The sequence below is a fragment of the Pseudorhodoferax aquiterrae genome (genome assembly GCF_014652235.1).
In the GTDB taxonomy this organism is placed as follows: Bacteria; Pseudomonadota; Gammaproteobacteria; order Burkholderiales; family Burkholderiaceae_C; genus Pseudorhodoferax; species Pseudorhodoferax aquiterrae.
In genome coordinates this window covers 315,127-336,916 of the sequence record NZ_BMYK01000005.1, presented here as the reverse complement: position 1 = coordinate 336,916, position 21,790 = coordinate 315,127, and the positions used below count along the sequence as shown (strand labels likewise).

The 21,790-nt window shown below is 72.6% G+C and carries 18 protein-coding genes; 9 read left to right on the top strand and 9 right to left on the bottom strand.

Annotation, left to right across the window (positions count from 1 at the left end; all coding sequences use genetic code 11):
- Window positions 1–557 (bottom strand): LysM peptidoglycan-binding domain-containing protein (locus IE209_RS11845; RefSeq protein WP_189687137.1); only part of this gene is annotated, 557 nt, incomplete at its 3' end.
- A gap of 106 nt (window positions 558–663) precedes the next feature.
- Between IE209_RS11845 and IE209_RS11840 the strand changes: the two genes are divergently transcribed.
- From IE209_RS11840 to IE209_RS11825, 4 genes are read left to right on the top strand one after another with little or no spacing between them, the layout of a single operon-like run.
- Complete coding sequence (locus IE209_RS11840; protein ID WP_229882813.1) at window positions 664–1,962, top strand: TIGR02270 family protein; 1,299 nt, start codon at window positions 664–666, stop codon at window positions 1,960–1,962.
- On the top strand, window positions 1,962–2,129 hold the full coding sequence (locus IE209_RS11835; protein ID WP_189687136.1) for a hypothetical protein: 168 nt from the start codon (window positions 1,962–1,964) through the stop codon (window positions 2,127–2,129). Before IE209_RS11840 ends, IE209_RS11835 begins: the two co-directional genes overlap by 1 nt.
- A gap of 50 nt (window positions 2,130–2,179) precedes the next feature.
- Window positions 2,180–3,583 carry a type VI secretion system-associated FHA domain protein TagH gene (gene tagH / locus IE209_RS11830; protein ID WP_189687135.1) on the top strand — a complete coding sequence of 468 codons (1,404 nt, stop codon included), beginning with the start codon at window positions 2,180–2,182 and terminating at the stop codon, window positions 3,581–3,583.
- Entirely contained in the window at window positions 3,580–4,329 is a 750-nt protein-coding gene (locus IE209_RS11825; RefSeq protein ID WP_189687134.1) for a PP2C family protein-serine/threonine phosphatase, read from the top strand. The genes tagH and IE209_RS11825 overlap by 4 nt, the downstream gene beginning before the upstream one ends.
- Before the next feature lie 10 nt (window positions 4,330–4,339).
- Here the strand turns inward: IE209_RS11825 and tagF are convergent, their stop codons facing one another.
- The 5 genes from tagF to tssJ all read right to left on the bottom strand — a co-directional run bounded on the left by tagF (window position 4,340) and on the right by tssJ (window position 12,090).
- The gene (gene tagF, locus IE209_RS11820) at window positions 4,340–5,038 is read right to left on the bottom strand and encodes a type VI secretion system-associated protein TagF (RefSeq protein WP_189687133.1); all 699 of its coding nucleotides are present in this window, start codon (window positions 5,036–5,038) and stop codon (window positions 4,340–4,342) included.
- Window positions 5,038–8,583: a type VI secretion system membrane subunit TssM gene (tssM, locus tag IE209_RS11815; RefSeq protein ID WP_189687132.1), complete on the bottom strand. Its 3,546-nt coding sequence runs from the start codon at window positions 8,581–8,583 to the stop codon at window positions 5,038–5,040. Before tssM ends, tagF begins: the two co-directional genes overlap by 1 nt.
- Window positions 8,580–9,935 (bottom strand): DotU family type VI secretion system protein, encoded by a 1,356-nt coding sequence (locus IE209_RS11810; RefSeq protein ID WP_189687131.1) that lies wholly within the window; start codon window positions 9,933–9,935, stop codon window positions 8,580–8,582. Before IE209_RS11810 ends, tssM begins: the two co-directional genes overlap by 4 nt.
- A gap of 233 nt (window positions 9,936–10,168) precedes the next feature.
- Window positions 10,169–11,584: a type VI secretion system baseplate subunit TssK gene (gene tssK, locus IE209_RS11805; RefSeq protein ID WP_229882812.1), complete on the bottom strand. Its 1,416-nt coding sequence runs from the start codon at window positions 11,582–11,584 to the stop codon at window positions 10,169–10,171.
- Complete coding sequence (gene tssJ, locus IE209_RS11800) at window positions 11,581–12,090, bottom strand: type VI secretion system lipoprotein TssJ (RefSeq protein WP_189687130.1); 510 nt, start codon at window positions 12,088–12,090, stop codon at window positions 11,581–11,583. The genes tssK and tssJ overlap by 4 nt, the downstream gene beginning before the upstream one ends.
- A gap of 144 nt (window positions 12,091–12,234) precedes the next feature.
- Between tssJ and IE209_RS11795 the strand changes: the two genes are divergently transcribed.
- From IE209_RS11795 to IE209_RS11785, 3 genes are read left to right on the top strand one after another with little or no spacing between them, the layout of a single operon-like run.
- Window positions 12,235–12,795 (top strand): TetR/AcrR family transcriptional regulator, encoded by a 561-nt coding sequence (locus IE209_RS11795; protein ID WP_189687129.1) that lies wholly within the window; start codon window positions 12,235–12,237, stop codon window positions 12,793–12,795.
- Complete coding sequence (locus tag IE209_RS11790) at window positions 12,792–13,136, top strand: DMT family transporter (protein WP_189687128.1); 345 nt, start codon at window positions 12,792–12,794, stop codon at window positions 13,134–13,136. The genes IE209_RS11795 and IE209_RS11790 overlap by 4 nt, the downstream gene beginning before the upstream one ends.
- The gene (locus IE209_RS11785; protein WP_189687127.1) at window positions 13,133–14,104 is read left to right on the top strand and encodes a LysR family transcriptional regulator; all 972 of its coding nucleotides are present in this window, start codon (window positions 13,133–13,135) and stop codon (window positions 14,102–14,104) included. Before IE209_RS11790 ends, IE209_RS11785 begins: the two co-directional genes overlap by 4 nt.
- A gap of 180 nt (window positions 14,105–14,284) precedes the next feature.
- Here IE209_RS11785 and IE209_RS11780 read toward each other — a convergent pair whose 3' ends face one another.
- Entirely contained in the window at window positions 14,285–15,193 is a 909-nt protein-coding gene (locus tag IE209_RS11780; RefSeq protein ID WP_189687126.1) for a LysR substrate-binding domain-containing protein, read from the bottom strand.
- Window positions 15,194–15,350: 157 nt separating this feature from the next.
- On the opposite strand from IE209_RS11780, the gene IE209_RS11775 reads away from it, so the two are divergent.
- A complete protein-coding gene (locus IE209_RS11775) occupies window positions 15,351–16,547 on the top strand; it encodes an acyl-CoA dehydrogenase (protein ID WP_189687125.1) in 1,197 nt (398 codons plus the stop codon).
- Window positions 16,548–16,549: 2 nt separating this feature from the next.
- Window positions 16,550–17,797: a CaiB/BaiF CoA transferase family protein gene (locus IE209_RS11770; protein WP_189687124.1), complete on the top strand. Its 1,248-nt coding sequence runs from the start codon at window positions 16,550–16,552 to the stop codon at window positions 17,795–17,797.
- Between the two features lie 66 nt (window positions 17,798–17,863).
- Here IE209_RS11770 and xdp1 read toward each other — a convergent pair whose 3' ends face one another.
- Together xdp1 and prsT are read right to left on the bottom strand one after the other, a co-directional pair.
- Entirely contained in the window at window positions 17,864–18,682 is an 819-nt protein-coding gene (gene xdp1 / locus IE209_RS11765) for an exosortase-dependent surface protein XDP1 (protein ID WP_189687123.1), read from the bottom strand.
- Window positions 18,683–18,826: 144 nt separating this feature from the next.
- A complete protein-coding gene (gene prsT, locus IE209_RS11760; protein ID WP_189687122.1) occupies window positions 18,827–21,652 on the bottom strand; it encodes an XrtA/PEP-CTERM system TPR-repeat protein PrsT in 2,826 nt (941 codons plus the stop codon).
- Between the last annotated feature and the right edge of the window lie 138 nt (window positions 21,653–21,790).

The following is a 21,790-nucleotide window of genomic DNA, read 5'->3' as shown; positions in this document are numbered from 1 at the left end:
GGCGCGGCCGGCCGCGGTGCGGGCTCGGGCGCCGCGGCCGCGCCGCCGGCCGGTGGCTTGCCCGGGATCCGCAGCACCTGGCCGCTGCTGATCTGCTTGGGCACCGCGATGCCGTTGTAGCGCGCCAGGATGTAGAAGGCGTACAGGTCGTTCAGGAAGCGCTGGGCGATGCGCGACAGCGTGTCGCTGGGCCGCACCGTGTAGTTGAAGGACTCGCGGCCCAGTTCGGCCGGGTCCATGGTGATCTGGCGCATGAGGTTCAGGGCCAGCTTGTTGTTGAAGTCCAGCGCCAGTGCGCGCTCCAGTTCGGCGCGCGCCTCGTCCTCCTTGCCGGCCTCCAGCAGGTCGATCACGGCGCGGGCCATCTTCTGCGCCTGCGCCGCCTCGGCCGGCGTGGCCGGGCGCTGCGGCGCACGCGGTGGGGGCGGTTCCGGCGCGGGCGGCGGTGCGGGCGCCGGCATGCGCGAGGGCGCCGATTCGGGCGCCGGCTTGGGCGGCGCGGCGCAGCCTGTCAGCAGCACCAGCACGGCCATGAGGACCAGGGACGGTTTGGGCATGGAAGACGCTCTCGATGCGACGCCTGCAGTATGGGAGCCGCGCGCGCATTGCGCAGGTGACTTTCGGACATTGCTCCGCGGCCGGCCCCACGCGCAGCATGCCCCGGTGCAAGCGCCCTTTTCCCCGATCCCCACGCAGGCCGAGCCCGCCATGCTGTCGCGCCTGCCGATCCCGGCCATCGTGCAGCAGCATGCGGACGAAGCGGCGCACCTGCGCCATGTGCGCTCGGTGCTGGTGCGCGCACCGCATGTGCGGCTGTTGCAGCTGGGCCGGCTCGACGAGCGGCTGGATGCGCACCTGGACGGCCTGGCCGTGGCCGGCGCCGAGGGCCTCGCGCGGGCGCAGGTGGCGCTGGAGCAGTGCGGCTGCGGCGAAGTCTTCACCGCCTTCGCCGCCGCGCTGCAGGCGCGGGACGCGGACCTGCAGCAGCGCGTGCTGGCGCTCGCGCCCGCCGTGCCCGAGGCCTGGCGCGGCATCGTCTCGGCGCTGGGGTGGAGCAGCGCGCCGCTGCTGCGCGAACCCGTGCGCATGCTGCTGGCCGCGGCCCCGCCCTGGCAGCGCGCGCTGGGGTTGGAAGCCTGCCGGCTGCACGGCGTCGACCCCGGCCCTGCCCTGGCCCCGGCCTTGCGCGCGGACGACCCGGTGCTGCGCCTGTCCGCCTTGCGCACGGCGGCCGCACTGGGGCGCACCGAGCTGCTGCCACTGGTGCTGGCCGCGCTGGATGCGCCGCCCCTGGCCGGGGCCGCTGCGCGGTCCGCCTGCCTGCTCGGCGACCGCGGCACGGCCCTGCGCGCACTGGAGCGGGCCGCCTTCGCCACGCCCGCCGCCTGCGACCCGCTGCGTCCGCTGGCGGTGCAGGCGCTGCCGCCCGAGCAGGCGCGCGCGCAGCTGCGCGAGCTGATGCCAGCCGCGCCGCGCGAGGCCGTGCGCGCCATCGGCTGGCTTGGCGACGCGCGGCTCGTGCCCTGGCTCATCGAGCGCATGGAGGACGTGGCGCTCGCGCGCGTGGCGGGCGAAGCCTTCTCCACCATCACCGGAGCCGACCTCGTGGCGTTGGAGCTGGAGCAGCCGCCGCCCGCGGATCTGCAGACCGGCCCCAGCGACGACCCGGACGACGAGGACGTGGCGCTCGACGACGACGAGAACCTGCCCTGGCCCGACCCGGCCCGCGTGCAGCGCTGGTGGCAGGCCCGGGCTGGCGCGTTCGCCGCCCCGCGCTGCTTCGTCGGCGCGGCGCCCACGCCCGCGCACCTGGGCCAGGTGTTGCGCACGGGCACGCAGCGCCAGCGCGCGCTCGCGGCCCAGCTGCTGGTGCTGCTGCAGCCGGGGCAGGCCGGCTTCAACGTGGCGGCGCCGACCTGGCGGCAGCGCCGCCTGCTGGGCCTGCCGGGCCGGGGTGGGTGATGCACACCGACCTGGTCTTCGCGCTGCTGGCCGCGGCCTTCCTCGTGGCAGCTGGGCTGCGCACGCTGCGCTTGCGCCGCGCCGATGGCGCGGTGCGCACCTGGGCCTGGCTGGCGCTGGTGTTCGGCGCGGTCGCCACCTGGCTGGCCATGACTTTCGGACATTGAGCGCGGCGCCGCGCGGCCCCACCATGGCCGGGCCGAAGGAGCGCATCACCATGACCCTGACCCTGCGCGCGGTGTCGCTGAACGAACTGCCGCTGACCCAGCCGATCACGGCCCAGTTCGACGGCCGCGGCGGCACCATCGGCCGGGCCGACCACAACACGCTGGCCCTGCCCGACCCCGAGCGCCACATCTCGCGCCAGCAGGCCGAGATCCAGGCCCGGCCGCAGGGCGGCTTCCTGATCCGCAACATCGGCAGCGCCAACCCCATCGTGGTCGCGGGCCAGCCGCTGCACCAGGGGGAATCGGTGCCGCTGCAAGCGCGCGACGAAGTGCGCATCGGCGGCTACCGGCTCGAAGTGCTGGCCGGCCCGGAGCCCGATGCGGGCGCCACGCTGCTGCGGCCGGCGCCGCTGGCCACGCCGGTCGGCGCGGGCAATCCCTTCGCGGACCTGCTCGGCGCCGATGCGCCCACCCCCACGTCCAGGCCTGCATCGCGGGCCGCCCCTGCGGGCGCGCTGCTGCCCGACGACTTCGACCCCTTCGCCGCGCGCGCCGACCCGGCCCGCGCGCCACCACCGGCGCCGGCCACCGGCGACCCGTTCGCCGACCTGCTGCCCCCAGGCGAGGGCCGCTCGCTCGACGAGATGTTCGGCCTGGCGCCGGGCATGGCCACGCACGACGCGGTGGCCGGCTTCCTGGCCGGGGCCGCCGACACCACGCCCCGGCAGGCGCCGGCGCCCGCCACGCAGGACGACCATGCGCCACTGCTGCAGACGCCCTTCGTGCCGCGGCCCGTGCAGGCCCCGGCGCCCGCTGCGCCGCTGCCGGCACCGCCACCGGCCACGGACGGTGACGATGCGCTGTGGGCCGCCTTCTGCGCCGGTGCCGGCATCCGGCCCGACCCGGCCCAGGGCGGTGGCGCCGAGCGCATGCAGCTGGTCGGCGAGCTGCTGCGCGCCGCCGTCGACGGCACGCTGCAGATGCTCGCCGTGCGCGCCGCCACGCGCCAGGAGCTGCGCGCCAACGTGACCATGATCCGCGCGCGCGACAACAACCCGCTCAAGTTCTCGCCCGACGCGCAGTCGGTGCTGGAGCAGCTGCTGCGCCCGCCGCTGCGCGGCTTCCTGCCGGCCCGCGAGGCCATGCGCGACGCCATGCAGGATCTGGTGGGCCACACCATCGGCAGCATGGCCGGCACGCGCGCCGCGCTGGAAGGCGTGCTGGCGCGCTTCGAACCCACCGTGCTGGAATCGCAGCTCAGCGGCCGCTCGGTGCTCGACAGCGTGCTGCCGCAGAACCGCAAGGCGCGGCTGTGGGCGCTGTACCTGCGCCACTTCGAGGCGCTGCGCGAGGAGGCGCGCGAGGACTTCCACGCGCTGTTCGGCAAGGCCTTCCTCGAAGCCTACGAGGAGCAGCTGCAACGCTTGGCCCGGCACACCGGCGACACACAATGACGGCACCCGCCTTGCGCCTGCAGGTGGCGTGCTGCAGCGAACAGGGAACACGCACCGTCAACGAGGACGCCGTGCTCATGCGCGACAACGGCCCGGCCTGGTTCGCCGTGCTGGCCGATGGCGCGGGCGGCCATTCCGACGGTGCCGAGGCCGCGCGCCTGGCCATCGGCAGCCTGCAGGCCGGCCTGGGCGATGCCACGCTGCCCTGGCGGCCCGAGCTGCTGACCGACGCCGTGCTGGCCGCCCATGCCGAGGTGCGCAACGGCCGGCGCACGCAGGCGCCCATGCACACCACGGTGGTGGCGCTGTGCATCGATGCGCGGCGCGGCGTGGCGCTGTGGAGCCACGTGGGCGACTCGCGGCTGTACCGGCTGCGCGGGCATGGCATCGACCAGGTCACGCGCGACGACACGCTGGTGCAAGGCCTGATCGACGCCGGCGTGCTGACGCCCGAGCAGGCCCGGCACCATCCGCACAAGCACCACCTGGCCGCCGCGCTGGGCATCGACGGCGAACTGCAGCCGCACACCACGGCGGAGCAGCCACTGGCCAGCGGCGACCGGTTCCTGCTCTGCAGCGACGGCTGGTGGGCCAGCGTGGGCGATGCGGGCATCGTGTCCAGCCTGCTCGCCGCGGAGTCGCCGCAGGCCTGGCTGGCCGCCATGCGCGACGCCATCGCGGCGCAGGGCCGGCAGGACCAGGACAACTACAGCGCGATCGCGGTGTGGGTCGTGGCGGCCGACTGACGGGCGGCGCTCAGCGGCCCGCGGGTTGGTCCGCCAGCAGCAGCTGCGCCAGCAGCTCGGCGCCGGGCAGGCCGTCGGCGAGCTGCAGTTCCGCCGGGCGCGCGGCCTGGCGCACGGCCGGCCACCACAGCGTGCGACCCTGCAGCCGCGCCAGCAGTGCATCGGTGGCCAGCAGGGCCAGCGCCTCGGGCAGCGCAGGCGCCGCGGGCCTCTGCCCGGCCGCCGCGGGCCAGGCCGGCATGGCGGACAGTTCGGCCTCGAAGGCCGCCACGGTGGCGCCGTCTTCGAGCGTGCGCACGGCCGCGCGCGCCAGCGCCTCGTACCAGGCCACGAGGCCGGCCAGGGCCGCGGCATCGCGCGGCGGCTGGGCCGTGCCCTGGCCCACCCAGAGCGGGAAGTAGCGGCCCACCTTGTCGCAGCTGGGCATCAGCACGCCGAACCACCAGTGCGCCGACAGCACGCCGGGCCCGCAGGCGAAGCGCAGCAGCGGCGCCTCCAGGTAGGCCCAGGGCCAGCGCTCGCCCAGCACCTGGGGCAGCGCGTGCATGGTGGCGGCCAGCCAGCGGTCGCAGGCCAGGGCCACCTCCTGCGGCAGCCGGCGCTGGGCGAAGTCGCCGAGCATGGAGAGCTTGCCGTACCAGGCCGGTGGCGCGGCCCCCATGGCAGCGGCCACGGCCGGCATGGTGATCGTGTCGGGCTCCAAGTCCATCACAACCCCGCCGGACAACCGAACTCGCGCAGCTCGCGCAGCCGGAACGGGTTGCGCACGCTGCTCGTGGTGACCTCGAACACGGCCTTGCGACCGCCGATGTCGAAGGTGGCGCGGAAGCGCTCGGGCGCGCCCGTGGGGTCGATCTGCACGCGGTCGAACAGCCGGAACAGCGCCCAGGGGCCGCCGTCCACCAGGCCCGAGGCCCCGCTGGCGCTGGGCGGGCTCAGCTGCACGCGCACCTCGGAACTGCCACGCGGCCCGGGCCATTGCACCGAGCTCGGGATCTGCGGGCCGTGGGCGTAGCGCACGATCTGGCCGTCCACGTCGAGGATGAACTGCTGGATCGAGGCGTCCATCTCGACGGGCTTGAAGTCCAGCCGCAGCGCGGGCGCGCCGGCTCCGGGGAAGAAGGTCTCGCGGATCGCGGCGGCGCGCTGGAACTGCGGCAGCTGGCCGCCGTCCGCGCCCAGCGGCGTGCCCTCCACGGCGCGGAAGCGCCAGGGGCGCTGGCTGGTGTCCACGTAGGGCGCCAGCTTCTGCTGGAACAGCTGGTCGATCTTGCCGCCGGGGCCGAACAGCGCGGCGAAGTCGGCCTGCGTCACGTCGCGCGCCGAGCCCGGCACCAGCGGGTAGCGGCCGGCCACGGCCTGCTGGCAGAACTCGCCGACCTGCGCGCGCACCTCCTGCGCCAGCGTCTGGCGCAGCAGGCCCTGGGCGATGTTGGCGCTGCTCTGCGACAGCGTCTCCATCATGGCGCGCAGCGGCTGCGGCATGCGCGCGGCCTCGGCCTTGACGCGGTTGGGCAACGGCGACGGCGGCGGCGCCGCCCCGCCCTGCAGCGCGGTCTGGGCCGCGTTGAGCAGCAGGTTGACCTCGGCCACCAGGGCCAGCGTGTCGTCCAGCGGCGCGCGGCCGCCAGCGGGCGCGGTGACGAAGTGGCGCAGGCTGGCGAAGCGGGCGTCCACCAGTTGCTCCTCCAGCGAGGGCGCGCCCGCGCCCGGCGCGGCGCCGCCCGCGCCCAGCACGCCGGCCAGCTTCTCGCGGCCCTGGCGCACGATGTCCTGCGCGCGCTGCTCGGCCGTCTCCACCGTGGTGCCGCCGCTGGCCAGCGTGGTCTCGCGCGAGATGGCCTTGAGCAGCGGCGCCAGCGGGCTGTCGGAGGCCGACAGCAGGCGCGACATCTGCACCGACTGCGCGAGCTGGCCCATGGGCAGCAGCTTGATGTCGGCGATGAAGGCCTCCCAGGTGGCAGCGTAGTCGTTGAGGTACAGGCGGCGCACGTCGTCCACCAGCGGCGCGTTGGCACGCACGCGCGCGGCGGCGTCGCGCGGTTCGTCGGCCACACCCAGCACCCAGGGCTGCTCGGCCGCGAGCTGGTCGGCCACCTGCCCCACCTCGCGCTGGAAGCCGCGCAGGTAGCCATCGCGCGTGTACAGGCCGGGCACGCCCTGCGTGAGCGGCGCGCCGCTGGCCCGCGTGAAGACCAGCGCGGCGTTGGGGCCGGCCGCGCGCGCCACCGTGAACGGCGCGAACTCCTGGCCCAGGCCCTGGTTGCGCAGCCGGTTGTAGACGCGCTGGGGCAGCGGCAGGCTGGCCAGCTGGGCGCGCGTGGCGCTCACGAGCGCGTTGTCGGCCTGCAGCGGCGAGGCCACGCCACCCTGGGCGAGCAGCGCGTCCAGGTGGCGCTGCAGCTGCTCGCGCTGGGCGGGGGTGAGCTCGCGCCGCGTGGCCTGCCAGTCGGCCTGCACGTGGCGGCGCAAGGCCTCGGCAGAGAAGTGCTGCGGCGCATGCAGCATGGCGTAGACCTTGAGCGCCTCGTACTGCTGCTCGGGCGCGCCCACGCCCTGGCGCAGCTGTTCCTCGATGCGCAGGGCCAGGCGCGGCAGCAGCGCGTCGGTCAGCATGCGCGCATAGGCGGCCTGGGCGGCGCTGTCGAGCTTGCGCTGCTGCGACAGGCCGAAGCCGCCCGGCGCGGCCTCGGGCTGGGCCAGTGCATGCGTGGCCTCCAGCGCCGGCAGCAGTGGCAGCAGCTCGGGCGTGGCGCGGTCGGGCGTGGCGGCCAGCAGCTGCTGCACCGGGCCGGCGCGCGCGGCCACGGCGTCGACGTAGCGGCGGTTGTCCAGCCAGCTCAGGGTCCAGGCCGCGAGCAGGCCGGCCGTGACGGCGCCCACGGCGCCGTAGCCGGCGGCCAGCGTCCAGCGGCGCCGGCGCTCGGCACCGCCGCGCAGGCCGGCCAGGCCGGCCTCGGCGAACACCACGTCCTCCAGCAGGCGCTGCAGGAAGTAGCTGCGGCCACTGGCCTGCTGCGGCGGCACCAGCGCCTGCTCCAGCCGAAAGCGGCGCGCCACGGCCCCGAGCGCGCGGTCGATCGGCGCGCCCTCCTGCGTGCCGCTCACGAAGTAGATCCCGCGCAGCAGCGGCCTGGCTTCCAGCGTCGAGGGGGCGAACACGCCTTCGGCGAACTCCTGCAGCGCCTCGCGCAGTGCCGCGAACTGCACCGGGAAGCCGTAGATGCGCGCGCGCCGGCCCGGGTCGCGCTCGGCCTGCAGGCGTGCAACCAGGCCGTCGACCAGACGCTGCTGCAGCGCGTCGAACTCGGCCGGCATGCCGGCCAGCGGCGCCTGGCTGCCCCGCGCGAAGCTGAAGCCCCAGGGCGTGTTGCGCTGCTCCTTGTCCAGCGTGGCGAAGTAGTCCATGAAGCCGGCCAGGAGGTCGGCCTTGGTGACCATGAGGTAGATCGGAAACGCCATGCCGAGCTGGCCGTGCAGCTCCTGCAGCCGCGCGCGCACGGTTTGCGCATGCTGGGCGCGCTCGGCCGCGGGCTGCGCCAGCAGGTCGCTGACCGAGACCGTGACCAGCACGCCGTTGATGGGCTGGCGCGTGCGCGTGCGGCGCAGCATCTGCAGAAAGCCGTTCCAGGTGGCCTGGTCGTTGTCGGGGTCGCTGTCCTGCGTGGTGAAGCGCCCGGCCGTGTCGATCAGCACGGCGCGGTCGGTGAACCACCAGTCGCAATGCCGGGTGCCGCCGACGCCGCGCAGCGCCTCCTTGCCCAGCAGCTCGGCCAGCGGGAAGCGCAGCCCGCTGTAGCGCAGCGCCGTGGTCTTGCCCGAGCCCGGCGCGCCGATGATGAGGTACCAGGGCAGCTCGTACAGGTGCCGCCCGCCCAGGCGCGCGGCCCAGCCCTTGAGCGTGCCACGCGGGCCGAAGCGGGCCTGCTCCAGGCCGCGCAGCGCGCGCTCGAACTGCTGGCGCACGGCCGCCATGTCGGCGCTCTCGCGCGGCTCGGCCGCGGCCGGCTGGATCAGCTGCTGCACCACGGCGGCATTGCCGCGCCTGGCGCGCCAGCGGCCCCAGGCGATGCGCAGCGCCACCAGCACCAGCAGCACCACGATGGCGATGGCACGCGCGCGCTCGGTCTCCAGCGGCCGGACTTCGCCGATGGCCAGCAGCGGCCCGGCGATCCAGAGCACCAGCGACAGCGCGACGAGCAGCAGCGCCAGCAGCAGCCAGCGGTTGAAGATCCAGCCCAGCAGCTTCTTCATCGCGTGGCTCCCGAGGCGGCGGATGCAGCGGCCGGCACCGCGGCCGTGGCCGCGACCGGCGCACGCCCCAGCACCATCAGCGTGATCTCCACGCGGCGGTTCAGGGCGCGGTTGCTGGTGCTGTCGTTGGGCACCAGCGGCTCGGCGTCGGCCCGGCCCTCGGCGCGCACGCGCTCGGCCGGCAGGCCGTAGTCCACGAGACGCGCCTGCACGGCCTCGGCGCGCTCCTGCGAGAGGTGCCAGTTGGATGGAAAGCGCGCCGTGCGGATCGGGCTGCTGTCGCTGTGGCCCGTGACGAGCACGGTGCCGGGCAGCTGCCGGAGCGCTGCGGCGATGCGGCCGAGCAGCGCCTCCTGCCCCGCCGCGGGCGTGGCGCTGGCCGGCGCGAACAGGCCGTCGCCGCGCAAGGTGACGACGCTGCGGTCGACCTCATCGCGCACCGCCACCAGGCCGCCCTTCACGTCGGGCTGCAGCAGCTGCGCCAGGCGCGGCACGGGCGCGGGCGGCGGCGGCGCCGTGACGGGCGGCGTCAGGCGCAGCGCCTGGATCTGGCCGAACACGCGGTCCGAGCGCTCGGCCAGCGACAGCGACAGGCCCGAGTACACCAGCGCCAGCAGCAGCGCCGCGCCGGCGGCCGTGGCGCCCAGCGGCAGCCAGCCCGAGAAGCGGCGCTGCGGCAGCGGCTCCACCTGCCAGTGCGCGGCCAGCGCCTGGGCATGGTCGCCGCGCTCCTTGCGCACGATCTGCGCGAGCCGGTCGCGCACGGCCTCGAGCTGGGCGGCACCGTTGTCGACGACGCGCCAGCGGCCCTCGAAGCCCAGCGCCAGCGCGGCGTAGACGAGTTCGAGCAGGTCGCGGTTGGCGGCCGGCTGCTCGGCCAGCCGGGCCATGAGCTGGAAGACCTTCTCGCCGCCGCGCGTCTCGTTGTGGAACATGGCCAGCAGGCTGTACTGCGCCCAGGCACCGTTGCCGCCCCAGGGTGTGTCGGCCGCGGCCTCGTCGAGCAGGGTGCACAGCACGTAGCGCGCGGCCATCACGCGCTCGGGCGCGATGCCGGCCGCGGCCGCGTCGGTGCAGAAGTCGCGGATGCCCTGGGCCAGCGCCTGGCGCAGGGCGGCCGGGTCGTCCACACGCTGCGTGGCGCGCAGCGCGGGCACCAGCAGCAGCAATCGGTTGGCCAGCGTGACGAGCGGGTTCAGGCCCGGCGCGGGCGCGGCGGTCTCGCTCTCGGCGGCCACAGCCGGGATGGGGTTGGCGGACGGGCGCGGCGCAGCCCCACCGCCCGGGCGCGGCTTGACGAAGGTGTGCTGCTCGTCCAGCGCGGCGAAGGGGTCGTCGATCGGGCGGTCCATGGGGCCGGCCTCAGAACGTGTGAATGGACCGATCGCGCCCACGACGGGGTGCGGCGTGCCGCAGGCGTAGGCGCAGGCCGCAGCTCGGGCTGGTGCCCGGGCAAGGCCTGCAACGCCCGCATGCGGCTCGCCGCGCCCCGGCCCGCAGGGCGAGGTCCTGGACGCAGCAATCACGGTGGAACCAGGTGTTCATCGGAGCCTCGCGTGGGTGGGAGCGGTCCGTTCACACGTTCTCAGGTCCGGATGGCCCAGAGCTCGAGCTCCAGGCCCGGGAAGTCGCCCGCCACGTGCAGCGCCAGGCTGCCGCTGCGTTCGAGCTGCTTCCAGAGCTCGCCGCCGCGGTCGAGCTCGAAATAGTGGTGGCCGGCATGGAAGGGCAATTGGCGCGGCGCCACCGGCAGCGGCCGCAGCGCGACACCGGGCAGCTGCAGGTTGACGAGGTCGCGGATGCGGTCCACCGGCCCGAGCTTGGACTGCGCCGGAAAGCGCTGGCGCAGCTGCTCGGCCGGCAGCTGGGCGTTGACGGCCAGCACCAGGCTGGCACTGCGCAGCATCTCGGCATCGGCCAGCACGGCCGTGCGCACGCCGTGCGTGCGGTCCGTCAGCGCGATCTGCTCGGCATGGCGCTGCAGCGCGGTGGACAGCATGGCGCGCAGCGCGTCGAGCAGCGGGGCGAAGCTGGCCTGCAGGTCTTCGTGCTGGTACAGCGGGTACTCGCGCGGCTGGCGCGACGACGGGTTGGCGGCGGCGAAGGTCGCCAGCTCGCCGGCCAGCTGCAGACAGTCGCGGTGCAGCTGCTCGGGGTGGGCATGGGGCGCACGGGCGTGCTGGCGCAGCAGCGGCTCGGCACGGTTCAGCGTCAACAGCATCAGGAAGTCGCTGAGTTCGGAAACGCCATGGCCGAGCTGGCCCATGCGGGCGGCCAGTGCCTCGGCGCGCTGGCGGACAAGGCCGTGCAGCAGCGCGGCCATGGCCGAGAGCTGGCCGCTGGCGTCGATGCGCGTCTGCGGCGGGGTGTAGGCGCGGTCGAGCACGAGCTGGCGGTCACTGCGCCGCTCGGCCACACGGGCCACGCCCAGCGCCGCCTGGCCGTCGCCGAGTTCGCGCGCGCGCACCAGGCGCAGGCACAGCGCGGCGGTCTGCACGGGTTCCGGATCGTCGCCGGCGCTGGTGCGGTCGCGCAGCGCATGGTCGGTGATGCGGTAGCGGTGCTGCGGGCGGCCGGCGGTGCCCGGGTCGACCGCGTCGAAGTCGACCTCGTCGACACCGTCGCGCGCCTGCGGTACGGCCAGGTAGACAAGTTCGTTCTGCACGTCGGCCGGCAGCGCGAGCGGCAGCGGCGCCGCATCGGTCTGCGGAATGCAGAACGGCGTGCCGTCGGGCAGCACGCCCTGGGCCCGCACCAGACCCAGCTGGCCCTGCGGCAGCAGCGACTCGTCGAGCACGAGTTCGCTGAAGCCCCAGCCATGCGCCCCCAAGGGCCGCACGCGGCGGTCGACCAGGGTCTCGAGGTAGCGCGTCTCCTGCTGGAAGTGGTGCGGCAGCAGGAACATGCCCTGGGTCCAGACCACCTTGTCGGCGGCCGGCAGCGGCGCGCCGGGCCCGGGCGCGGTACCAGGGCCGGCATCGCCGTCGGGCTGCGCACTCATGGCGCCAGCTCGGCGGTGACCGCCAGTTCGCCCGCGCGGATCGTCACGCGCTGGGCCTGGCCGGGCCGCACGGCCAGCACGGTGCGCCAGCGCGCATGCTCGACATCGCGGTAGGCGGCGAACACGGCGAGGAAGCGGGTCTCGGGCGCCAGCGTGCGCTGGATGGGACGGGTTTCGCCCGGGGCCAGCATGATCTCCTCGCGGCCGACGAGGTCGGCGCCGAGTTCGGCCTGGTCGCGCTGGTACAGCGAAACGAAGTCGGCCGCTGCGAACACGGTGTCCGTCTTGAGCTCGTAGACGCGCAGCAGCAGTGGCGAGGGCCGCCCGCTCACGCTGGGGTTCACGCCGGCCACCGCCGCCACGCTGCCGGCCACCGTCGTGGACGGCACCTTGGGTGGACCGCCACAGGCGGCCAGCAGGGCCAGCAGCGCGGCAGCGCCGACCAGCCAGCCGGACCGGGGGCTGCGGTGTGTCGAACATGCCGATCGATTGCCTGCGGTGCGCATCCGTATTCCCCAAGGGAAACCCTGGCGGCCAGCATAGCCAGCCGGCATCGCGCGCACGCATGACGAAGGTCATCGCAGCGCTGCGCCGCCTGCCGGGCCGGGCGCCTCATTAAAATACGCTCGTATTCTTAAGAAGACACCACCATGAACGACGCTCGCAGGCGCACCCGTGCCCCGACCGAGGTGCGCGCCCGCATCCTGGCCGCGACGGCCGATCTGCTGACCGAAGGCGCGCCGCTGTCCATCGGCAGCGTGGCCGATGCGGCCGGTGTGACCAAGGGTGCCGTGCAGCACCACTTCGGCACGCGCGAGGCCTTGCTGCAAGCCTTGTGGGAGACCACGCAGGCCGAGTTCGTGAACGATCTGGACGCCGACGCCGCACGCCACGGCGGCAAACCGAACGGCGCCGCCAGCTACCTGCGCGCGACCGTGCGCGCGGGCCGGCGGCGCCACGTGACGCACCGTTGGCGCGCCGTGCTCGCGGCCAGCGTGGTCGAGCGACCGCTGGCGCGCCAGTGGAGCGACTGGGTCGCCGGCTGCCGGCGCGAGAACGCGGAAGGCACTCGGGAACTCATCGTGCGGCTGGCGGCGGACGGGCTGTGGCTGTCCGACCTGCTCGGCATCTACAAGCTGACTGTGACCGAGCGCCAGGCCTTGCAGGACGCGCTGCTGGCCTTCACCCAGGACACGAAGGCACGGACATGACCACTTACCTGTTGCTCGGCGCGGCCATCGTGCTGGAGGTGTTCGCCACCGCCATGCTCAAGGCCTCGGACAGCTTCACGCGGCCGGGGCCGGCACTGGCCACGGCGCTGGGCTATGCCGCGTCGTTCTACTGCCTGTCGCTGGTGCTGCGCAGCATGCCGGTGGGCGTGGCCTACGCGATCTGGTCCGGCGTGGGCATCGTGATCACGGCGGTCGTGGCCTTCGTGCTGTTCGGCCAGCGGCTGGACGCGCCGGCGCTGGCAGGCATGGGGCTGATCATCGCGGGCGTGCTGGTGATCAACCTGTGCTCCGCGACCACGGGCCATGGAGGCGCGCCATGAAGACCACGCTGGACGAGTTGCAGGCCTTCGCGGCGGTGGTCGCCACCGGCTCGATCACGGGGGCGGCCGAGCAACTCGGGCAGACGGTGTCGGGCGTCAGCCGCGCGCTGGGCCGGCTGGAGCAAAAGCTTGCCACCACGCTGCTGCGCCGCACCACCCGCCGCATCGCGCTGACCGAGGAAGGCCAGGCCTTCCTGGTGCGCACGCGCGCGATCCTGGCCGCCATCGACGATGCCGAGGAGCACATGGCGCTGCGCCGCGAGCAGCCGGCGGGCCGGCTGCGCGTGAACGCCGCCACGCCCTTCATGCTGCATGCCATCGTGCCGCTGGTGCCGCAGTTCCAGCAGCTGTACCCGCAGATCACGCTGGAACTGGAGACCGACGAGCTCAACATCGACCTGCTGGCGCGCCGCACCGACGTCGCCATCCGCATCGGCCCCCTGCGCGATTCCACGCTGCACGCGCGGCCGCTGTGCACGAGCCGCCGCCGTGTGCTGGCGAGTCCGGCCTACCTGGCGGCGCACGGCAAGCCCACCAGCCTGGCGCGCCTGGCGCAGCACCGCCTGCTCGGCTTCAACCAGCCCGATGCGCTGAACCGCTGGCCCTTGCGCGGGCCGCACGGCGACGAATGGCCCATCAGCCCGGGCATGACCGCATCGAGTGGGGAGACGCTGCGCCAGCTGGCGCTGGCCGGTGCCGGGATCTGCTGCCTGGCCGATTTCATGACCACGCCCGACCGCCTGCGCGGCGATCTGGTGGAGGTCTTGCCGCGCCTGGCGGTGGACCAGCGCGAGTCCATCAACGCGGTGTACTACCGCAACACGCAGCTCGCCGCGCGCATTGCCTGCTTCCTGGACTTTCTGGCGGAGCGCCTCGCCGACCCGGCCCGGCAGGCCGGTGCAGCGGCGCGGCCCGCGCTCACGGGATCTTGCGAAGCCCGATCGCCAGGAAAATTACATACAAGATGATGATGATTTCCCACATGCATGCCACATAGCAATGTGTGGGCCAGCTGCCGCGCCTCCAAATAAATCACAAAAAATCAAGAAGTTACACACACCCACGCCCGACGTGAAAGAGGTCACTTGCACGGCACGGCCGGCTGTGTAAGTGAGCCCGACATCGGGCAAACCCGCAGCCATGCGGCGTCATGGCGCTTCGGCGCTCGCACATTCCAGCAGCCAGTCGCGGAACAGCGCGAGCGCGGCGGGCGGATCGCGCCGCTCGGGGCTGACCAGGTAGTAGCCGCGGCTGCCGCGCAGGGTCCGGTCGCAGGCCAGCACCAGGTCGCCGCGCGCGAGATCCTGGGCCACCAACATGCGCGGCACCAGTGCCACGCCGAGGCCATGCGCGGCTGCCGTGGCCGACATCGAAAACAGCTCATAGCGCGGGCCGCTCTGCCAGTGCGCGGCCTGCACGCCCATGGCCTCGAACCACAGCCGCCACGCATCCGGCCGCGTGCTCTGCTGCAGCAGCGGCAGTTCGGCGACCTGCGCCGGCGTGAGGGTGCCGCGTCCCTGGAGCAAGGCCGCGCTGCAGACCGGCAGCACCTCCTCGCTCATGAGCAGCACGGCGCTGGTGCCGGGCCAGTTCTGCACCTGCTCCGGCGTGCCGGCGTACAGCGCTGCGTCGAAACCGTCGTCGCTGAACAGGAAGGGCCGCGTGCGCGTCTCGATGTTGACGGTGATCTGCGGGTGGCGCAGCGCCAGCGCGGGCAGGCGCGGGATCAGCCAGCGCGTGGCGAACGTGGCGACGGCCGCCAACGCCAGCGAATGGCCGCTGTGCTGGCGCGCCATGGCGTTCAAGGTGTCCAGTTCCAGGCCGTCCAGCCGTCTGGCCACCTGGCGGGCATAGTCGCGACCGCTGTCGGTCAGGGCCACGCCGTGGCGCGTGCGGCGGAACAGCACGATGCCGACGAACTCCTCCAGCGCGGCGATCTGCCGCGACACGGCGCCCTGGGTCAGCGAAAGCTCCTGCGCCGCGCGCGTGTAGCTTTCGTGGCGGGCTGCGGCCTCGAAGCAGACCAGGGCCTGGGTGGATGGGAGTTTGCGGCGCAAAGTATTCCCAATATACACATTTAGACCCCATCGGTCCGATAAGCCCCGCTCCAAATATTCTTCAATCTCATATCTCGATCAAGAATCATCGTTTGCCGCGCCCCCTGGCCGCAGCTAGGATGGGCGCCTTTGCAATCTGCCCCCTTGAGGAGACCCCATGGCCAAAGCGCGTTTCGACTGGCAAGACCCCTTCCAGCTCGACCAACAACTGACCGAAGACGAGCGCCTGATCCGCGACGCCGCGCGCGCGTACTGCCAGGACCGGCTGATGCCGCGCGTGCAGGCCATGTTCCGCAACGAGTCCGTGGACACCTCCATCTTCCGCGAGATGGGCGAGCTGGGGCTGCTGGGCCCCACGATCCCGACCCAGTACGGCGGCGCCGGCCTGAACTACGTGAGCTATGGCCTGGTGGCGCGCGAGATCGAGCGCGTGGACTCGGGTTACCGCTCCATGGCCTCGGTGCAGTCCTCCCTGGTGATGGTGCCCATCAACGAATTCGGCACCGAAGCGCAGAAGCAGAAGTACCTGCCCAAGCTCGCCAGCGGCGAGTTCATCGGCTGCTTCGGCCTGACCGAACCCGACCACGGCTCCGACCCCGGCTCCATGGCCACGCGCGCCCACAAGGTCGACGGCGGCTACAAGCTCAAGGGCAGCAAGATGTGGATCACGAACTCGCCGATCGCCGATGTGTTCGTGGTCTGGGCCAAGGAAGTGTCCGCCGGCGGCCAGCTCGGCCCGATCCGCGGCTTCGTGCTGGAAAAGGGCATGAAGGGCCTGTCCGCACCGGCGATCCACGGCAAGGTCGGCCTGCGCGCCTCGGTCACCGGCGAGATCGTGATGGACGAGGTCTTCGTGCCCGAGGAGAACGCCTTCCCCGAGGTGCAGGGCCTGAAGGGTCCGTTCACCTGCCTGAACAGCGCGCGCTTCGGCATCGCCTGGGGCGCCATGGGCGCGGCCGAGTTCTGCTGGCACACGGCGCTGCAGTACACGCTGGACCGCAAGCAGTTCGGCCGCCCGCTGGCCGCCAACCAGCTGGTCCAGAAGAAGCTGGCCGACATGCAGACCGAGATCACGCTGGGCCTGCAGGCCGCGCTGCGCGTGGGCCGCATGAAGGACGAGCACCAGAACGTGGTGGAGATCACCTCGCTGATCAAGCGCAACAACTGCGGCAAGGCGCTGGACATCGCCCGCCTGGCGCGCGACATGCTGGGGGGCAACGGCATCTCCGACGAGTTCGGCGTGGCGCGGCACCTCGTGAACCTCGAAGTGGTCAACACCTACGAAGGCACGCACGACGTGCATGCGCTGATCCTGGGCCGCGCGCAGACCGGCATCGCCGCCTTCGCCAACTGACCATGGCGCAGGCATCTGCTACCGCCGGCGCGCTGGCCGGCGTCAAGGTGCTGGACCTGTCGCGCGTGCTGGCCGGCCCCTGGTGCACCCAGATCCTGGCCGACCTGGGCGCCGACGTGGTCAAGGTCGAGCTGCCCGGTGCCGGCGACGACACGCGCCACTGGGGCCCGCCCTTCCTGCAGGACGCGCAGGGCCGCGACACCGACCAGGCGAGCTACTTCGCCGCCTGCAACCGGAACAAGCGCTCCGTCACCATCGACATGTCCAAGCCGCAAGGCCAGGCCCTGATCCGGCAACTGGCCGAGCAGGCCGACGTGCTGGTGGAGAACTTCAAGGTCGGCGGCCTGGCGAAGTACGGGCTGGACTACGCCAGCCTGTCGGCCCTGAACCCGCGGCTGGTCTACTGCTCGGTGACGGGCTTCGGCCAGACCGGCCCCTATGCCGAGCGCGCGGGCTACGACCTGCTGATCCAGGCCTCCAGCGGCATGATGAGCATCACCGGCCGCGCCGACGGCGAGCCCGGCGGCGGCGGAGTGCGCGTCGGCGTTGCGCTGACCGACCTGTTCACGGGCGTCTACGCGTCCACCGCCGTGCTGGCAGCCTTGCGCGCACGTGAGCAGACGGGACGCGGCCAGCACATCGACATGGCCCTGCTCGACGTGGGCATGGCGATCCTGGCCAACCAGGCGGCCGGCTACCTCAACACCGGCAAGGTACCGCAGCGCCAGGGCAATTCGCACCCGAGCCTGGCGCCCTACCAGGACTTTCCGACAGCGGACGGCGCCATGCTGCTGGCCATCGGCAACGACGGCCAGTTCGCGCGCTGGTGCGAGGCGGCGGGCCGGCCGGAGTGGTCGCGCGACGCGCGCTTCGCCACCAACACGGCGCGCGTGCACAACCGTGCGACGCTGATCCCGGCCATGGAAGAGCTGACGCGCCAGCGCAGCACCGCGCAGTGGGTGGCGCTGCTGGAGGACAAGGCCGTGCCCTGCGGGCCGATCAACGACATCGGCCAGGCCTTTGCCGACCCGCAGGTGGTGGCGCGCGGACTGCGGCTGGATCTGCCGCGCGACGCGGGCGACGGCATCGCATCGGTGGCCGGCGTGGCCAGCCCCCTGCGGCTGTCGGAGCATCCGCCGGTGCTGCGCAACGCCCCGCCGGCACTGGGGCAGCACACGGACGAGGTCTTGCGCGAACTGGGCCTGCAGGACAGCGACATTGCCGCCCTGCGCGCCAGCGGCACCGTCTGAACGCAACCGCCAAAAGAAAACGGCGCCCATCGGGCGCCGTTGTTCCTTGGGTGCGCGCGCGGCGAATCAGGCCTTGCGCTGGATGCGCCGGCGCGTCGCCACCAGGCCCAGCGCGGCCAGGCCCAGCAACGCCAGCGAGGTGGGTTCCGGCACCTCGGTGGTCGGACGCTCATGCACCGTGCCGGACAGGCTGGCCAGCTTGAAGAAGTCGTTGCCGCCCGACAGGCCGCTGTTGCCGCCGAAGCCGGTGTTGAACGCACTGACGATCCACCAGCTGGACACCTTGTCCTCGACCTTGGTGTTGTCCTGGCCGTTCACGGCGTACTTCTTGGCGTCCTTGCCATCGACGTTGGAGACCAGTTCCCAGCCCTCGGCCATCAGCGTTTCCCAGGTCTTGCCGACGATGGTGTAGGGCGTCTTGTCCTTGTTGGTGGGCAGGTCCAGGCCCGTGAAGCGCAGCACGCTGAAATCGGCGTCGCGGCTGGTGCTGGTGCTGGAACCGCTGCTGTTGCTGGTCCAGCCCAGCGACACGTAGTCCAGCTCGACCAGGCCGCTGAAGCTGAACAGGATCATGTCCGTGCGCGCCGTGTTGTCCATGGCGTGGTTGGGACTGCCGCTCTCGCCGGCGGAGGACACGCCCAGGCCCGAGGTCCCGTTGAAGGTGAGCTTGGTGTTCGTGGCCGACACCTTGTCGGTCTTGGCGACGAAGGCATTGCCGCTGCTGTTGGCGATGTAGTAGGCGGTGGCCGTGGCCGTGACACCCTGGTCGGTGGCCACATTGCTGGACTGGTACCGGTTGTTGAACGACCAGTCGGCCGATGCGCTACCGGCCACCACCGTCAGTGCCAGCCCCGCCACCAGCGGAAGCAGCTTGTTCTTGCTCATCTGAAAGATCCTCCGATCGAATTCGAAACAATATTCGCAAACTTGTAAGCCAAATCCATGCCAGAGAAAAATTCCGTTACAAATCAATCGACTTGGCACTGGGCCCGACAACTGAAACATTCGGATGCATAAAAATCCGACAAATCAGCGCAGGGTTTGGAGCAACTGCTGCGCTTCTGCGCGGTACTCGAAGGACTCGCCCGCGTCGAGCGCGCCCTGTGCCTCGGTCCGCGCTTCGGCCGTGCGGCCCGACTGGGCCAGCACCGCCGCCAGGTGGTAGCGGATGGTGGGATTGGCCGGCGCGCGCAGGCGCGCATCGCGCAGCAGGCCCAGTGCACGCTCGCGCTGCTTGTCGCCGCCGGCCTGGAACAACGCCCAGCCGAGCGTGTCCAGCACGCTCGCATCGGTCGGCAGCACGGCCAGGGCGCGTTCGGCAACCGCCACCGCACCGGGATCCTTCAGGCGCAGCAGCACATTGGCCAGGTTGTTCAGGAGTTCGGCGTCCTGCGGCGCGGCCTGGATCAGCGCTTCGTAGGCCGCTCGCGCCTGGGCGAACTGGCCGGCACGGGCATGGGCATCGGCCAGCACCCGCCGCGCGTGCGCATCCGTGGGCCGTTGGCGCGACCACTGCTCGGCCAACTGGACGGCGGGCTTGCCGCCATCGACGCGCCACAGCGCGTCGGACAGCCGCAGGAAGGTGTCGGTGGAGGGTTCGATCTGGTGCGCGCGCCGGTACAGCTCGAGGGCCGCGCCCTGCTGTCCGCGCGCCATGGCGGCATCGCCCTGCAGGCTGTAGCCGACGGCCAGCTTGGGGTGCTGCTCGGCAATGCGCCGGGCGCGGCGCTCCGCCCCGGCCAGGTCCTTGCGCAGGATGTCCACGTCGACCATCAGCGCCTGGGCGGGCAGGAAGTCGGGCTGCGCCGTCAGGGCCTTGTCCAGGCTGTAGGCCGCGCCTTCGGCGTGCTGGACAGCCAGTTGCAGCGAAGCGATGCGCACCTGCAGCGGGGCATTGCTGTTGGCCAGCCGCGAGGCCACGGTGTAGGCGGCACGTGCGCCCATGCGCTCGCCCGTGGCCGCCTGGGCGCGGCCGAAGGCGATCTGGGTCGGCAGGTCATCGGGTGGCGCCTTGGCGTGGACACGCCGCGCCGCCTCCAGCGCCGGGCCGGGTTTTTGCTGGCGCAGGTAGAGGTCCACCAGTGCCAGGCCCGGTCGCAGTTCCGACGGGCCCGCATGGTCCTCGGCCTTGCGCAGCCATTCCTCCATTTGCGCCAGCTGGCCGCGCTGCTCGGCCAGCAGCGCCAATTCGAGCAGCACGTCCATGTTCTTCTCGTCGCCGGCCAGCAGGCCCTGCAAGCGCTTGGCGGCCGCGTCGTACTGGCGCGTACCGATCTCCAGGCGCGCCATGTGCAGCTTGGGGGCCATCAGGGACGCATCGCGCTGCATCGCGCGCTCGAATGCGGCCTGCGCCGCCTTCGTGTCGCCGCTCTGGGCCAGGGCCATGCCCAGCAGGTCCTGGAACACTGCGTTGTCCGGGTCGCGCTTGACCAGGCCTTGGGCCACCTTGGCTGCCTTGGCGCCCTGCCCCGCCCGCAGGTACAGGCCGACCAGCACCGTGCCGGCCTGGGCCTGGCCCGGGTCCTTGCGCAGCGCGGCTTCGAGTTCGCTCACGCCCTGGCCGGTGTGACCGCTGCCGATCAGTCCCATGCCCAGGGCGGCGCGCATGTCGGGCCGGTCCTCGCCGCGCAGGGCCTCCTGCATCAGCGAGATGGCCTGGGCGTTGCGGCCTTGCGCCATGTAGGCGCCCGCCAATTGCATCAGCGCCTGCTTGTCGCCGGGAGCCGTCCGCACATAGGCTTCCAGCGTGCCCACGCCACGCTCCGTCTCGCCACGCTGCATCTGCAGCTGCGCCAGCAACTTGGCGGCAGGCGTGGTGCCCTGGACCCGCTGCAGCGATTCGAGGTAGGCCTGGGCCTTCTCGTTCTCGCCCAGCCCCAGATGGGCCAGGCCGTTGAGCAGCAGCAGTTGTGAGCGGTACTGGATGAACTCCACCGGAACCGGGTCCAACAGCGCCGTCACCTGGGTCAGGTGCTGCTTGGCCTGCGCCGGCTTGCCCTCGCGCTCGGCCAGCAGCGCACGCAGGTAAGCGGCGCGCGGCTCCTTGTCGAACAAGCGCTGCAGGTGCGCCAGATCGCTGGCCGCGTCGGCGTTGCGCCGCGTGTCCAGGTACAGCCCGGCCCGCGCCACGCGCGCCTCCAGGTGGTCGGCGTCCAGCGCCAGCACCTGGTCGTAGGCCGCGATCGCAGCGCGCAGGTCGCCCAGCACGTGGTAGACGGCGCCGCGCTGGTAGCGCGCCTCTGCCAGTTGCGGCGCCAGCGCCAGCGCGCGCTCTGCCGCCGCCGCAGCTTCGGTGAACTGGCGTCCACGGATGCGCACCGGCACCTCGGCCAGCCACGCATCGGGCGCCCGCGGGTCCAGCGCACGCGCCTGTTCGATGGCGTGCAGCGCGCCGCGCGCGTCGCCCAGATCGGACATGGCGGACGACCGCAGCACCCACAGCTCGATCTGCGTGCGGACCGGCAGCCCGCCCACGGCGAAGGCCGGCTGCTCGAGCACCCGGCGGTGCTTGCCCTGGGCCAGGTAGGCGCGCGCCATCGGCAGCACGACCTCGGCCCGGTCCACCCCCAGCCTCAGGGCTTCGGCAAAGGCCACCTCGGCGGCCGCCATATCGCCGTTGGCCAGCAGCGCCTTGCCCAGCAACAGCTGCACCGGCAGCATGTTCTTGTCGATCTGCAGCGCGTTCTTGAGCTGGATGATGGCGCCGGGCACGTCCCGCTGCTCGTAGCGGCTCAATGCGTCTTCGTAGTAGCGACCGGCCTTGCTGTCGACCGCACCGGCGGCGGTGGCAGCCCAAAGAAGGCTCAGGCACAGGGCGCGCGAGGAGCTGCGCAGGACAGCAAGGGACGGGTGCATGGTGGGTGCGCCGGCTTTCGATGCGCCGGCGTGAGCGGAAAATGCGTCGAACTGTAACTGGAAGCCCTGCTTCTGCTTACAAATCAAGCAAATTCAGCCATGCTTTGTTGCCGATTTCACAGCAATCGGCGGCGACCG